The organism is Bradyrhizobium guangdongense (genome assembly GCF_004114975.1).
Lineage (GTDB): Bacteria > Pseudomonadota > Alphaproteobacteria > Rhizobiales > Xanthobacteraceae > Bradyrhizobium > Bradyrhizobium guangdongense.
Window position 1 is genome coordinate 314,140 of record NZ_CP030051.1, and the last position, 13,128, is coordinate 327,267.

Genomic DNA, 13,128 nt, shown 5'->3' on the forward strand with positions numbered 1-13,128 from the left:
TCCAACAAAGACAGAGTGACGCCATGAGCGACATCCAGGCCCAGTTTTCCGTTCTCAAGCAGACGGCCGATCCCGTCGTCGTCGAGGCCATCGCCGAGCTGATCGCCAGTGGCCACGATCGCGACCTCAACCGCATCAATGTGCTGGATTTTGCTGATCGCGCCGGGCTCGATCAGGAGAAGGTGATATCCGGATTCCTGCACGCCTCGCGGCTCGGTCTGTTCGACATGAGCTGGAACGTGCTGTGTCCCGGCTGTGGCGGGGTCTTGGGCGCGCATACGACGCTGAAATCGCTCAAGCACGAAGACTACAATTGCGCGCTCTGTGCAGCCGGATACGAGGCGTCCGTCGACGAGATGGTCGAGGTGGCTTTCACCGTCAGTCCGCGGGTCCGCCGCATCGGTGCTCACGATCCCGACACGTTGCCGATCTGGGAATATGTGCGGCAGATGTTCTGGAGCTCCGGCGTCGACATCGACGAACAGGCCTTTTCACGCCTGATCAACGATGTGACGCTCGAAGCGCTGGAACTGCCCGCCGGTGAAAAGGCGATTCTCTCGCTGAACCTGCCTAGCCAGTTCATCATCGTGTTCGAGCCGGTGACCCATTCCGCCCATTTCCTGGATGTCCAGGGCGAGCCGACCAGCGAACGCCAGCAGCTTTCGATCATGTTCAACAAGCTGGAGGCGCCGACCGGGACCACGGTGGTGCGCCCCGGGCCGATGCGCCTCACATTGGAAAATCAATCGGGCAATCGCGTCTTGCCCTCGGTCTGGATCGCCGCCGACGCACTGCACGAGATGCTCGGCAAGCGCAAGCCGATCCTCACCGCCAAGCGAATGCTGTCGAACCAGACCTTCCGCGACGTCTTCAAGGCCGACAATCTCAATGTCGACCAGCGATTGAAGATCACGTCCCTGACCTTCCTGTTCACAGACCTGAAAGGATCTACGGCGCTGTACGAGCGGGTCGGCGACCTCAGCGCCTTCGATCTGGTGCGCGCGCACTTCCGAGCGCTGCTCGAGATCATCGCCGCCGAGAAAGGCGCCGTCGTGAAGACGATCGGCGACGCGGTCATGGCGACCTTTGTCAGGCCCGAACACGCGATCACCGCGGGGCTGCGCATGCGTGCTGCGATGGATGACCTGAACAAGGAGCGCGGTGCCAAGGACCTCGTGCTCAAGATCGGCATCCACGAAGGCCCGTGCCTTGCGGTGATGTTGAACGAGCGGCAGGATTATTTCGGTCAGACCGTCAACATCGCCGCGCGCGTGCAGAGCCTGTCGACCGCGCAGGAGATTCACGTCACCGGCCCCGTCCTGGATGCGCCCGCGGTCGCCGAGATTCTCCAGCGGCGCGAGATCAAGCCGATCCAGAAGCAGGCGGCCTTGCGCGGCATCGCCGACAAGATGGTGGTGTACGAGATACCGTGAGGCGGCGGTCGGTGGCCGCCACACTCTCCGTCGTTGCGCTCGCAATGACGCGATGGAGGCGGCGTACGCTATCAGGATCGGATGAACCCGGTCGAGGCGCCGAGATTGCCGAAACGTAATGCGGCGCGCGGAACTGACGCACGTTGCGCCGGTTGAATTTCCTGCTCATATAATGCTGGTAACCGCGTGCTTCCCTCGCGGCGTCATCGATTTCGGTAGGATCTTATGCTCGACGGCCTGCGCCAATTCATCGCCGACATTGTTGCTCCCCAAGCCCAGGACCGTGCCTTCGGCGACAGCGATTATCGGCTGGCGGCGACTGCGCTGCTGATCCACGTGGTCTCGCTCGACGGCCAGCCGACGCCGGCCGAGCAGCGCAAGCTGCATAGTTTGATCGAAAGCCATTTCAAGCTCGATCGCGGCACCGCCGATCGGCTGATCGCCGACGCGACCCAGGTCGAGGGCGAGGCGGTCGATCTCTATCACTTCACCAGCGTCATCATGCGCTCGCTCGACGAAGAGGGCCGCAAGCGCATCGTCCAGATGATGTGGGAGCTGGTCTATGCCGACGGTCAAGTCACCGAGTTCGAGGACAACGTGGTCTGGCGCGCTTCCGACCTGCTCGGCATTTCCCAGCGCGACCGCATCGAACTGAAGCACGCAGTCGCGGACCGCGCCGTCGGTCAGGTCAAGGACAGCGCCGTCGGCGGCTGAGCCACCGGCAGGCGCGGTCATTGCCGGTTGTGCGAACCACATGACGAAACTTTAATGTAGCGTTCGCGCGGCCCGATTCCGGATTCCTCTGAGAATCCGGGGTTTTCCCCGCCTTCCCTGTTGCCCATTCAGGCAGCCATGCTGCCGGTGACGCTTGCCTGTCGCGCGCGGCCTATGCTCCAGTTCCGCCATTAAGTGGCCAAAAGACTTCAATTCAAGAGACTGCAATCGTGACTGAGCGCGTAACGTTGATCACCGGAGCCTCGGCGGGCATCGGCACGGAGCTGGCGCGTGTGTTTGCCGCGAACGGACACCGGCTCGCCCTCACGGCGCGACGTGCCGACCGGCTCGAGGCGCTCGCGAACGAGCTTGCCAGGACGTGCGGCAAGAAGCCGATCGTGATCGCCTGCGATCTCGAGCAAGCGGATGCCGGCGAACGGATCGCGGCCGCGCTCGCTGCCGAAGAGGTCGAGCTGGACAATCTCGTCAACAACGCCGGCTTCGGCGTCTTCGGCGATGCCATCGAACGCGACCGCGACGAGCAGGTCGGCATTGTCGACGTCAACGTCCGTGCACTGACCGATCTGTCGCTGCGCTTTGCCGGCCAGCTCATCAGGAACAAGGGCGGCCTGCTCAATGTCGGCTCCGTTGCCGGCTTCCTGCCCGGTCCCGGCATGGCCGTCTATTACGCTTCCAAGGCCTATGTGATCTCGTTCACCGAGGCGTTGCGCGCGGAGCTCGCGCCGCGCGGCGTTCGCGTCACCGTGCTGTGTCCGGGGCCGGTGCCGACCGAATTCCAGGAGCGCGCCGGCGTCGGCTCCGGCCATGATACCGCCATTCTCAACGTCTCCGCCGCTGAGGTTGCGCGGCAGGCTTATCGCGGCCTGATGGCCAACAAACGGGCAGTGCTGCCGGGATTTGGCATCAAGATTGTGCCGCTCGCGCTGCGTCTTTTCCCGCGCGCCTTCATCCTGTTCGCCACCAGCCGGTTCCAGCGGCGGCGGCATTGAGGAAGACGCAAGCCGTCCGTATTGGCCCGGAGCTTGCTTCAGGATCGCTGCAGTGTGCGCAAACTCACACGATGTTAACCATCGCTTAGCTATGATGGCGGCTTGAACCGATAGCACTCGCAAAAGGCCATGTCGTTTCGAACGGACAGGTTTGGTGGCGCAGAAGTGGTGCCCTTCCCAGGAAGGAGACCGAGCGCGCCCCTCTCCGAACCCAGGCTTCCGGTTCTGATCGTCCTGCACCAGGAATCCTCGACGCCCGGCCGTGTCGGCAACGCGCTGCGCGCGCTCGGCCATCGTCTCGACATCCGCAGGCCGCGCTTCGGCGATCCCCTGCCCGATACGCTCGATGCGCATGCGGGTGCCGTGATCTTCGGCGGCCCGATGAGCGCCAATGATCCGGACGACTATATCCGCCGCGAGATCGACTGGATCGAAGTTCCCCTTCGCGAGCAGCGGCCGTTCCTCGGCATTTGCCTGGGCGCGCAGATGCTGGCGATGCAGCTCGGCGCACGCGTTGCGCCGCATCCGGAGGCGCTGACCCAGATCGGCTATTACCCGATCCGCCCCACTGCGGCTGGGCGCGCGCTCTGTCCGGACTGGCCGGCGCAGGTGTATCACTGGCATCGCGAAGGCTTTCAATTGCCGCGAGGCGCCGAATTGCTGGCAGAAGGCGATGACTTTCCGGACCAGGCGTTCCGAACAGGCAATGCGTTCGGCGTGCAGTTCCATCCTGACGTGACCTACGCGATGATGCATTGCTGGACCACGCGCGGCTATGACGGCCTCAGCGCGCCGGGTGCGCGCGAGCGGCATCATCACTTCGCGGACCGTGCCGTCTATGACGCCGCCGAACGCGCCTGGCTCGATCATTTCATCGACGGCTGGCTGGTACGCCGGCCGGTGCTGGCCCAAGCGGCCGAGTAATCGCGCGCTTGCGCAGATCCTCCGCGCAAGTCCTTCCATCGCTGAATATGCTAGGCTTGCTGCCGTTGAGTGCGCGCGAACGCGTGCCGGGAGCCAAGGGAGAGCGCGATGGCCTACGAGCACATTCTCTACGAGGTGAGCGACAAGATCGCGACCATCACGCTCAATCGTCCCGATCGCATGAATGCGTGGACGCCGACCATGGAGCGTGATGTGCGCCAGGCGATGGAAACCTCGAGTGCCGATGACAATGTGCGCGTCATCGTGCTGACCGGTGCCGGCCGCGCCTTCTGCGCCGGAGCCGACATGGATGCGCTGAAGGGGCTCGATCCCAACGATGTCAGGCGCGCGACGAACCTGCCGCCCTTCGACATGAACCGCCGTCCGGACTGGCAGACGCGCTACGGCTTCTATCCGTCGATCGGAAAGCCCGTCATCGCCATGCTCAACGGCGCGACCGCCGGCATCGGACTGGTCCACGCCCTCTATTGCGATCTGCGCTTTGCTGCCGACAATACCGTATTCACGACGGCTTTCGCGCGCCGCGGCCTGATCGCCGAGCACGGGATTTCATGGATGCTGCCGCGCATCGTCGGCCACGCCAATGCGATGGACCTGCTGCTCTCGGCGCGGCGCGTTTCGAGCGAGGAGGCGTTGCGAATCGGGCTGGTGAACCGGCTCTGCTCGCCCGAGAAGCTGCAGGAGGAGACTTACGCCTATGCCCGCGATCTCGCCGATTTCGTCTCGCCGAGCGCGATGGCCGTGATCAAGCGGCAGCTCTACGAGGTGCCGTTCCAGACCCTGGCCGAAGCCACGATCGAGGCGAACAGGGAGATGATGGTGGCGCTGAACGGCAGCGACTTCAGGGAGGGCGTGGCGAGCTTCATGGAAAAACGGCCGCCGAGGTTTACCGGGAAGTAGGGGGGAATTCCTCAATCAGTCCGTCTTCGCCCTTCGGGCTACGCCGGACACCACGCTTCACCCTGTGGGCTCCTCGTGGCTGCGCCACGCGTAGCCCGAAGGGCGAAGCGTGGTGGAGCCAGGCGGGATCGAACCGCCGACCTCGTCATTGCGAACGACGCGCTCTCCCAGCTGAGCTATGGCCCCTTTGCTGGCCGCTCTGGTAAACGCGGCCGACAACCGGGCGCCATTTAAGTCCCCGCCAAGGTCAAGTCAAGGACGGGTGTAAGCGGGTTTTAGCCAAGAGGGGCACCGACTTCCCTTGTTTGGGCCGGGGGGAACCGATATCTAGCCAAGGTAACCCAAACACCACCCAAAACACTGCCCCAACGACACAGGCCCAGAGAGTGTTTCGCTGATGCGCCCGATAGTCTTCATTCTGATCCAGATCATCAATCTGTACATCTATCTGCTGATCGCATCGGCAATCCTGTCCTGGTTGATCGCGTTCAACGTCGTGAACACCCGCAACCAGTTCGTCGGCGCGGTCGCAGAGTTTCTCTATCGGATCACCGAACCGGTCCTGGGGCCCATCAGGCGCAGGCTGCCCAACATGGGCGGGCTCGACGTCTCTCCGATCGTTGCCTTCTTCGTGCTGTGGTTGATTCAGCTCTATCTCGCTGAGTACGTCTATCCGAACGTGCCCTAACCAGCGGAACCGCGACCGAGCCTTGATGGCCCCTTGACCGAACCTTGGCGCATCTCCACCACGGGCATCAGCATCGCGCTGCGGGTGACGCCGCGTGGGGGGCGTGACGCCATCGACGGTATCGAGCAGTTGTCCGACGGCCGCAGCGTGCTGAAGCTGCGCGTGCGTGCCGTCGCCGACGGCGGAGAGGCAAATCGCGCGGTCCTGGCGCTGCTGGCAAAATCGCTTGGGGTGCCCAAGGCCAGTATCAGTCTGCTATCGGGGGCGACGTCCCGACTGAAGCAGGTCGCGGTCGAGGGCGATCCGGCACGGCTTGCCGAGGCGTTGCGCGAGCTCGCATCGGTCAAATCGAAGGACTAAGGAACTGACATGACGGCCACGATCATCGATGGAAAAGTCATCGCCGCGGACCTTCGCGACCGCGTCTCGGGCGAGGTCGCCCGCGTCAAGCGTGAGCACAATCTGGTGCCCGGACTCGCAGTCGTTCTGGTCGGCAATGATCCCGCCAGCGAGGTCTATGTCCGTTCCAAGCACAAGCAGACCCAGGCCGCCGGCATGGCCTCGTTCGAGCACAAGCTGCCCGCCGATGTCTCGCAGGCGGACCTGCTGGCCGTGGTCGCCAAGCTCAACCGCGATCCCGCCGTTCACGGCATCCTGGTGCAACTGCCGCTGCCCAAGGGCCTCGACACCGAGGCCGTGATCAATGCGATCGATCCCGCCAAGGATGTCGATGGCCTGCATCCGAACAATGCCGGCCGGCTTGCCGGCGGCTTCCAGGCGCTGTCGCCTTGCACGCCGCTCGGCTGCATCATCCTGACCAAGAGCGTGCATGCTTCGCTCGAAGGCATGAACGCCATCGTGATCGGCCGCTCCAATCTGGTCGGCCGCCCGCTGGTACAATTGCTGCTGAACGAGAACGCCACGGTGACGATCGCCCATTCGCGCTCGCGCGATCTGCCCGGGCTCGTGAAGCAGGCCGACCTGGTCTATGCCGCGGTCGGCAGGCCTGAGATGGTGCGCAGCGATTGGCTGAAGCCGGGTGCGACTGTGATCGACGTCGGCATCAACAGGATTCCGCAGGACGACGGCAAGACCCGCCTGGTCGGCGACGTCGCCTATCAGGAAGCGCTTGGCGTCGCCGGTGCGATCACGCCGGTGCCGGGCGGCGTCGGCCAGATGACGGTGGCGTGCCTGCTGGTGAACACGCTCCGCGCCGCCTGCGCGATCGCAGGCCTGCCGAAGCCGGCGGTGTAGCTATTTTCTTACCTCGCCCCGCTTGCGGGGAGAGGTCGAATTCGATCGCAGATCGAATTCGGGTGAGCGGTACAGGTCCGTCAGCAGCGTAGCGTGTGGAGGGAGGCCCCTCACCCCAGCCCTCTCCCCGTAAGAACGGGGCGAGGGAGCGCAGCTGTGCTCGGGTCGAAAGCTCAGCCCTTCTTCTTCTCGCGCTCGATGCCTTCGAGGATCAGCTTCGCCGCTTCCTCCGGACCGCCCCAGCGCAGGATCTTCACCCACTTGCCCTTCTCGAGATCCTTGTAGTGCTCGAAGAAGTGCTGGATCTGCTGCAGCGTGATGTCGGGCAGGTCGGAATACGATTTCACCTTGTCGTAGCGCTGCGTCAGCTTCGACGACGGCACCGCCAGGATCTTCTCGTCGCCGCCGGCCTCGTCCTCCATGAACAGCACGCCGACCGGACGGACGCTCATGACTGCGCCGGGGATGATGGCGCGGGTGTTGACGATCAGGACGTCGCAGGGATCGCCGTCATCGGACAGGGTGTGCGGGATGAAGCCGTAATTACCGGGGTAACGCATCGGCGTGTACAGGAAGCGGTCGACCACCAGCGTGCCGGCCTCCTTGTCCATCTCGTATTTGATCGGCTCGCCGCCCACCGGGACTTCGATGATGACGTTGACGTCGTGGGGGACATTTTTTCCGATCGAGACCGCATCGATACGCATTCAGAAGGCTCCGTTGTTGCCGAGGGTAAATCGCGCCCGGCAGCGATTTTGGCGCTGTCATACGCGGGCTTGGCCCGCTGATCCATGGTGTTTTTGTGAAAAAATGAATCCAGCGATCACCGGCGCAAAAGCGGGCGGTATCGACGGACGGATCAATGCTGCCGATTAAAGCATCAGCAGCTCAATCGGACCAACCTTAGTTCATCCAAGCCTTAGTTAGTCCAGGCGAAGGCAACCTTGTCGAGCGCCTTAGGTCCGAATCGCTCCGAAGAGCGCGCCACCATGCGGCCGCCCAAGGCGCGGTAGAACTCGGTGGCCGGATCGTTGTCCGAGAGCGCCCACACCACCATGCTCTTCAGATTGCTCTGCATGAGGTCGCGGCGGGCCGCAGTGAACAGCCGGCGGCCGAAGCCGAGGCCCTGAAACTCGGGGCGCAGGTAAAGCTCGTAGATCTCGCCGTCAAAGTGCAGGCTGCGGGCGCGGTTGCGGCCGTAATTGGCGTAGCCCGCGATCTTGTCGCCGAACACCAGCACGCTGACGCGGCTGCCCTTGCGGATCGCGCTGTCCCACCACTGCGGACCGCGGCGGTTGATCAGCTTCTCCAGCTCGGCGCCGGGAATGATGCCCTGATAGGCGGAGCGCCAGGCTTCGTCATGGGTGGACGCCACCGCAGTTGCATCTGCAGCTTTGGCCGGACGGACCTCGATCAGGGTTGTGCTCATGGACGCGATCAAACCAAGTCGCCGCGCTGGCGGCAAGACCTATCGTTAATTATCGGTTAACCTGTGGATTTTCTGCATCAGTATTTTAGCCAGGTTGTGCCGAAAAAAGACAAGAGGGCACTTTGGACGACACCGACCATGCCATGGTCGGTGCAAAACTGCGCTGCGACCACGAATGAACTGCAATGGCAGCGCAGAAAGTCCGCCTCGAATGATTCGTTCCTACTAGTGTGGGCGTTGCTGTCCGTGCTCGCCTCCGGTCATTCATGCGGCTCTTCAACACCCTTGCTCTTGTCCTTCTGCTGGTCATGCCGACTGCGCGCGCGCAGCTCACGTTCGGGCCGTCGGGACAGGAGGGCGGACCATTCCGCCGACAGGAATGGCGCGTGCCGTCACCGGATACCGGCATTGCCGCGCGCGCGCTGTTGTTTCGTCCCGCGGGGGCGGGTCCGTTCCGGCTTGCGGTGATCGCACATGCGTCGACGCAGAACGTGCTTCGTCGTGCGCAAATGCCGCAGCCGGAATATCGCGCGCTGGCAGCCTTTCTCGTTGCGCGCGGCTTCGCCGTGCTGGTGCCGGAGCGGCTCGGCCATGGTGCGACGGGTGGCCGCTACGTCGAAGATCAGGGCGGCTGTGACGAAGCGGACTATGCTCATGCGGGGCGCACCACTGCGGAAGAAATCTCGCTCGCATTGGCTTATCTGCAAAAGCAGGACTTTATTCGCGCGGATGCCGCGGTCGTGATCGGCCATTCCGCCGGCGGCTGGGGTGCACTGGCGCTTGCGAATGCCGATCCGAAAGCGATTTCCGCGATTGTCGCGTTCGCCCCAGGGCGAGGCGGTCACGCCAATGACGAACCGGGCAAGATCTGCGCGCCGCATACGCTTCTCGCGGCCGCTGCCGAATTCGGCAAGGCCGCCCGCATTCCCGTCACATCGCTCATCGCAGCCAATGACAGCTACTTCGCGCCGGCATTTTCGCAAAAATTGGCGGACGCCTTTCGCAGCGGCGGCGGCAAGGATGATCTTCGCACGCTCCCGGCCGTGGGCAGCGAGGGCCATTGGATGATCGAAACCGAGGCCGGCGTCGAGGCCGCAAGCGGCGAGCTCGCGCGTGCGCTGAACCTGCCAAAACCTGCGGCGACCAAGAAGCCATGACGCTGTATGTCCTTGTCAAATATCTGCACGTGCTCGGCGCCATTGTCATTCTCGGCATCGGAACGGGCATCGCCTTCTTCATGCTGATGGCGCATCGCACTGGCAATGCGGAGTTCATCGCCCGAACGGCTTCGGTGGTGGTGATCGCAGATGCGATCTTCACGCTGTCGGCCGTCATCCTGCAACCAGTCACGGGCGGCCTGCTGATGATGCTCTCCGCAACTTCGATCACCGAGCGCTGGATCCTCGCCTCGCTCGCGCTTTATGCCATCGCGGGCGTGTTCTGGATTCCGGTCGTCTTCATGCAGATCGAGATGCGCGATCTCGCGCGCAAGGCCGCGGAGCAGCAGGCCGCGCTGCCCCAACGCTACTTCGTGCTGTTTCGCCGCTGGTTCGCGTTCGGCTTCCCCGGCTTCGGCGCCACCATGCTGATCCTCTGGCTGATGATCGCAAAACCATTTTGAAGGACGCGATGGCCCAGCGAACAATTCTGGTGCTTGGCGCCTCCGGCCTGATCGGCCGCTTCGTCACCGACGATCTGCGCGCCCGCGGCTTTCGCGTGGTCGGTCTCGCACGAAAGCTATCGCCGGCGCAGACGATGAGCGCATTCGATATCGAGCTGCCGATCTTGTCGCTCGATACGGCCGCGCTGACACACGTGCTCGACGAGCATGCGGTCGATGTCGTCGTGAACTGCCTCGGCGTGCTCCAGGATGGCCCCGGCAGCGACACCGATGCGGTGCATCGCGATTTCGTCGCGCGCTTGCTCCGGGCGATCGCGGGCAGCGGCCGCGCGATCCGGCTGGTGCATATCTCGATCCCCGGGACCGCTGAGGCCGACCGCACCGCCTTCGCCACGACCAAGCGCGAGGCCGAGCGGCTGATCGCGGCATCGGGCATTCCCCACGCCATCCTGCGGCCCGGCTTCGTGGTGGCGCCGTCGGCCTATGGCGGCAGCGCCATGCTGCGCGCCCTTGCCGCCTTTCCGCTCGATCTGCCTGATGCCGAGATGGCAACGCCGTTCCAGCCCGTTGCTGTCGACGACATCTCCGCGACCATTGCCTGGCTCGCCGCGCGCGAGATCGACGACGCGTCCGCGAAGGCAGTGACCTGGGACTTGATGCAATCCCAGCCCATCACGCTGGCAGGCGTCATCAAGCAATTCCGGCTTGCGTTCGGCACTGCCGGATCGAGCCATGTCGCGATGCCATCCTTCATGCTCGATCTCGGCGCCAAAATCGGCGATCTCGTCAGCACGCTCGGCTGGAGGCCGCCGATGCGCACCACCGCGCTCGCCGAGCTCCGCCGCGGCGTCACCGGCGATCCCTCTGAATGGATTGCCGCGACCGGAATTGTGCTGAAGACGTTGGTGGATGCGATCGGGCGTCATCCTGCGACCATCCAGGACAAGTGGTTCGCGCGGCTGTTCCTGATCAAGGCGCTGATCGTCGCAAGCCTGGTCGTATTCTGGCTGGTCTCAGGCGCAATCGCTCTGTTCGTGTCCTACCGCGCCGCCGCTGCGATCCTCGGCGCGCACAACTTCCCGCCGGCGCTGGTCGACCCCATCACGATCGGCACCAGCTTGATGGACATCAGCATCGGCGTGTTGATTGCCTTCCGGCGTACGGCAGCGGTCGGCCTGGCTGCCGGCATCATCGCCTCGCTTGGCTATATGCTCGGCGCGGCGATCCTGACGCCCGATCTCTGGATCGAGCCGCTCGGCGCGCTGGTGAAAACAGGGCCGGCGATCGTGTTGATGCTGGTGGCGCTCTTGATGCTGGATAATCGCTAATGGCGAAGTGGCCTGACGACGACGTGATCCTCTACGACGGCGTCTGCATCTTCTGCTCGCGCTGGGTACGCTTCGTCGCGCGGCGTGATACAGCGAAACGGTTTCGCTTTACGCCAATCCAGTCGGAGTACGGCGCGAAGCTTGCCCGGACATTCGGAATCGATCCCGATGACCCTGACACCAACGCCGTCGTCCATGGTGGCGAGGTGTTCCTGAAGTCCGATGCGGCGCTGATGGTGCTGTCGCAGCTTCCGGGCTGGGCTTGGGTGCGCGTCCTGTTCGCCGTGCCCAAGCCGCTACGCGACCCCGTCTACAGCCTCATCGCCCGCAACCGCTATCGTATCTTCGGCAAGTACGATTCGTGCTTCGTGCCGGATGCGGATTTGCGGACACGGGTGATGGAATGATTCGTCATTGCGAGGAGCGAAGCGACGAGCAATCCAGAATGCCTCTGCGGAACGATTCTGGATTGCTTCGCTACGCTCGCAATGACGGAGTGTATGGCTACGGCTTGCCTAAAGCCGCAAGCACTTCCTTTGCTGCTCGTTCGCCCGAGTCCCGCGCCCCATGCGCCGTCGTGAAGAACGTCGGCGACGTTGCTTCTCCCGCGAAGAACAGTCGCCCACCCACGGGCGCGGCCAGGACGGCGCGATCTCCCGCATGCCCCGGCAGCGCGTGCGAGTAGGAGCCTCGCGCGAATGGATCGCGCGCCCAGCGCGATTCGTAAAGCGGCTTCAGCTTGCGGCGGATATCGTTGCCGAGGAAGCTGGCGATCTCGTCGATGCTGTGCGCCGCGATGGCTCCTGCGCCGGCCTCTTCCAGCTGGCGGGCAAAGCTGCCGCCGAAAAAGCCTTCGATGCAGGGCTGGCCGAACGGCCTGATATGATAGGTGCCCATCTCGGTGCGCATGGTGGCGCCGCGCAGGTTTGCTTCCTTCGGGAAGGCCTCGGCGCCTTCGAGCGCGAGCATCACCTTGTCGTCGACGCCGAGCGGCAGGCCGGCTGCGGCATCGACCTTGGTTGGAAGCGGCGGTGAGAAGCGGATCGCCTCAAGGGCGATCAGATTGGTCGGCACGGTGACGATCACCTTCTCCGCGGTCAGCGTGCCCCGTGATGTCTCGACGCGGACACGCTTGCCGGAATGATCGATCAGCGTGACGTCGCAATTCAGTGCGACCGGGCAGGGCGCACCATAGGCCGCGATCAGCGCGCCATAGCCGCGGCGGACGCGCCAGTTGAGCTCGCTGTCCTCATAGGCATCCCAGTCGAGCGTCGACATCTCCGCGAGTTCGCAGCCGTTGATGTAGGTCGAGATCGCGTCGATCATCGGGTTCCAGCGATTGCCCGGCTCCAGGCTCAAGCTTGCGGGCTGGTCCTTGCCCTTTTGCGCGGCCTGCCACAGCCGCTCATAGAACGCGTCCATCGCGCGGATGAAATCGTCGCGTTCGTTTTGCGGAAACGCATTGCCATAGGCGCGCTCGCGCCAGGGCGGCAGGTCCTTGTTGAGCTCGAAGCCGAGCTGCTTTGCGATCGGGACGAAGGAGTTCTTGTCGGCCGAGTGCAGCCAGCCGCAGCCGACGTCGAAGGTCACTTCAGGTGAAGCCTGCACGGTCCAGGCGCGCCCGCCGAGCCGGTCGCGGGCTTCAAGCACGATTACGGAGAGACCGGAGCCTTCAAGCGCATGCGCTGCGCCGAGGCCGGCCGCACCGGCGCCGATGATGGCCACGTCGACGGAGGAGGGGAGGGACATGAGTGGGCTCTAGCACGTTCGCTGGGCGTGCTGAAGGCACCACAACACTGGTGTCAT

General features: G+C 63.9%; 15 protein-coding genes and 1 tRNA gene. 12 read left to right on the forward strand and 4 right to left on the reverse strand.

Translation table 11 applies throughout. The features are described from left to right. Positions 1-23: 23 nt before the first annotated feature. The 5 genes from X265_RS01470 to X265_RS01490 all read left to right on the forward strand — a co-directional run bounded on the left by X265_RS01470 (position 24) and on the right by X265_RS01490 (position 5,002). Positions 24-1,433 (forward strand): adenylate/guanylate cyclase domain-containing protein, encoded by a 1,410-nt coding sequence (locus X265_RS01470; protein ID WP_128963300.1) that lies wholly within the window; start codon positions 24-26, stop codon positions 1,431-1,433. Positions 1,434-1,658: 225 nt separating this feature from the next. Next, entirely contained in the window at positions 1,659-2,147 is a 489-nt protein-coding gene (locus X265_RS01475; RefSeq protein WP_128963301.1) for a tellurite resistance TerB family protein, read from the forward strand. A 230-nt stretch (positions 2,148-2,377) separates the two neighbouring features. Next, positions 2,378-3,157 (forward strand): SDR family NAD(P)-dependent oxidoreductase, encoded by a 780-nt coding sequence (locus X265_RS01480; RefSeq protein WP_128963302.1) that lies wholly within the window; start codon positions 2,378-2,380, stop codon positions 3,155-3,157. A gap of 129 nt (positions 3,158-3,286) precedes the next feature. After that, entirely contained in the window at positions 3,287-4,081 is a 795-nt protein-coding gene (locus X265_RS01485; protein WP_128963303.1) for a glutamine amidotransferase, read from the forward strand. A 108-nt stretch (positions 4,082-4,189) separates the two neighbouring features. Continuing rightward, positions 4,190-5,002 (forward strand): enoyl-CoA hydratase, encoded by an 813-nt coding sequence (locus tag X265_RS01490; RefSeq protein WP_128963304.1) that lies wholly within the window; start codon positions 4,190-4,192, stop codon positions 5,000-5,002. Between the two features lie 110 nt (positions 5,003-5,112). Here X265_RS01490 and X265_RS01495 read toward each other — a convergent pair. Beyond that, positions 5,113-5,188: transfer RNA gene (locus X265_RS01495), tRNA-Ala, on the reverse strand. Between the two features lie 211 nt (positions 5,189-5,399). Here X265_RS01495 and X265_RS01500 point away from each other — a divergent pair. From X265_RS01500 to folD, 3 genes are read left to right on the forward strand one after another with little or no spacing between them, the layout of a single operon-like run. After that, a complete protein-coding gene (locus X265_RS01500) occupies positions 5,400-5,690 on the forward strand; it encodes a YggT family protein (RefSeq protein ID WP_092289808.1) in 291 nt (96 codons plus the stop codon). Positions 5,691-5,723: 33 nt separating this feature from the next. Then, positions 5,724-6,050, forward strand: coding sequence for a DUF167 domain-containing protein (locus X265_RS01505; protein ID WP_128963305.1), 327 nt, complete (start codon positions 5,724-5,726; stop codon positions 6,048-6,050). Positions 6,051-6,059: 9 nt separating this feature from the next. Next, the gene (gene folD / locus X265_RS01510; RefSeq protein WP_128963306.1) at positions 6,060-6,944 is read left to right on the forward strand and encodes a bifunctional methylenetetrahydrofolate dehydrogenase/methenyltetrahydrofolate cyclohydrolase FolD; all 885 of its coding nucleotides are present in this window, start codon (positions 6,060-6,062) and stop codon (positions 6,942-6,944) included. A gap of 173 nt (positions 6,945-7,117) precedes the next feature. Here the strand turns inward: folD and ppa are convergent, their stop codons facing one another. Together ppa and X265_RS01520 are read right to left on the reverse strand one after the other, a co-directional pair. Continuing rightward, positions 7,118-7,651 carry an inorganic diphosphatase gene (ppa, locus tag X265_RS01515; RefSeq protein WP_128963307.1) on the reverse strand — a complete coding sequence of 178 codons (534 nt, stop codon included), beginning with the start codon at positions 7,649-7,651 and terminating at the stop codon, positions 7,118-7,120. A gap of 212 nt (positions 7,652-7,863) precedes the next feature. After that, a complete protein-coding gene (locus tag X265_RS01520) occupies positions 7,864-8,373 on the reverse strand; it encodes a GNAT family N-acetyltransferase (protein ID WP_128963308.1) in 510 nt (169 codons plus the stop codon). Between the two features lie 266 nt (positions 8,374-8,639). Here X265_RS01520 and X265_RS01525 point away from each other — a divergent pair, with 266 nt between their 5' ends. The 4 genes from X265_RS01525 to X265_RS01540 are packed head-to-tail and all read left to right on the forward strand — an operon-like array spanning position 8,640 to position 11,729. Continuing rightward, positions 8,640-9,530, forward strand: a complete 891-nt coding sequence (locus X265_RS01525; protein ID WP_128963309.1) for a dienelactone hydrolase family protein — start codon at positions 8,640-8,642, stop codon at positions 9,528-9,530. Further along, positions 9,527-9,994 carry a DUF2269 family protein gene (locus tag X265_RS01530; protein WP_128963310.1) on the forward strand — a complete coding sequence of 156 codons (468 nt, stop codon included), beginning with the start codon at positions 9,527-9,529 and terminating at the stop codon, positions 9,992-9,994. The genes X265_RS01525 and X265_RS01530 overlap by 4 nt, the downstream gene beginning before the upstream one ends. Positions 9,995-10,002: 8 nt before the next feature. Then, positions 10,003-11,322, forward strand: a complete 1,320-nt coding sequence (locus X265_RS01535) for an SDR family oxidoreductase (RefSeq protein WP_128963311.1) — start codon at positions 10,003-10,005, stop codon at positions 11,320-11,322. Next, positions 11,322-11,729 (forward strand): thiol-disulfide oxidoreductase DCC family protein, encoded by a 408-nt coding sequence (locus X265_RS01540; RefSeq protein ID WP_128963312.1) that lies wholly within the window; start codon positions 11,322-11,324, stop codon positions 11,727-11,729. Before X265_RS01535 ends, X265_RS01540 begins: the two co-directional genes overlap by 1 nt. Before the next feature lie 97 nt (positions 11,730-11,826). Here the strand turns inward: X265_RS01540 and X265_RS01545 are convergent, their stop codons facing one another. Further along, entirely contained in the window at positions 11,827-13,071 is a 1,245-nt protein-coding gene (locus X265_RS01545; protein ID WP_128963313.1) for a flavin monoamine oxidase family protein, read from the reverse strand. Between the last annotated feature and the right edge of the window lie 57 nt (positions 13,072-13,128).

Bases quoted from the DNA above. Each gene is read 5' to 3' on its own strand.
- X265_RS01500 (WP_092289808.1), top strand. From the start codon at position 5,400: ATGCGCCCGATAGTCTTCATTCTGATCCAGATCATCAATCTGTACATC.
- X265_RS01520 (WP_128963308.1), bottom strand. From the start codon at position 8,373: ATGAGCACAACCCTGATCGAGGTCCGTCCGGCCAAAGCTGCAGATGCA.
- X265_RS01530 (WP_128963310.1), top strand. From the start codon at position 9,527: ATGACGCTGTATGTCCTTGTCAAATATCTGCACGTGCTCGGCGCCATT.
- X265_RS01470 (WP_128963300.1), top strand. From the start codon at position 24: ATGAGCGACATCCAGGCCCAGTTTTCCGTTCTCAAGCAGACGGCCGAT.
- X265_RS01475 (WP_128963301.1), top strand. From the start codon at position 1,659: ATGCTCGACGGCCTGCGCCAATTCATCGCCGACATTGTTGCTCCCCAA.
- X265_RS01540 (WP_128963312.1), top strand. From the start codon at position 11,322: ATGGCGAAGTGGCCTGACGACGACGTGATCCTCTACGACGGCGTCTGC.
- folD (WP_128963306.1), top strand. From the start codon at position 6,060: ATGACGGCCACGATCATCGATGGAAAAGTCATCGCCGCGGACCTTCGC.
- X265_RS01525 (WP_128963309.1), top strand. From the start codon at position 8,640: ATGCGGCTCTTCAACACCCTTGCTCTTGTCCTTCTGCTGGTCATGCCG.
- X265_RS01545 (WP_128963313.1), bottom strand. From the start codon at position 13,071: ATGTCCCTCCCCTCCTCCGTCGACGTGGCCATCATCGGCGCCGGTGCG.
- X265_RS01535 (WP_128963311.1), top strand. From the start codon at position 10,003: ATGGCCCAGCGAACAATTCTGGTGCTTGGCGCCTCCGGCCTGATCGGC.
- ppa (WP_128963307.1), bottom strand. From the start codon at position 7,651: ATGCGTATCGATGCGGTCTCGATCGGAAAAAATGTCCCCCACGACGTC.
- X265_RS01490 (WP_128963304.1), top strand. From the start codon at position 4,190: ATGGCCTACGAGCACATTCTCTACGAGGTGAGCGACAAGATCGCGACC.
- X265_RS01485 (WP_128963303.1), top strand. From the start codon at position 3,287: ATGTCGTTTCGAACGGACAGGTTTGGTGGCGCAGAAGTGGTGCCCTTC.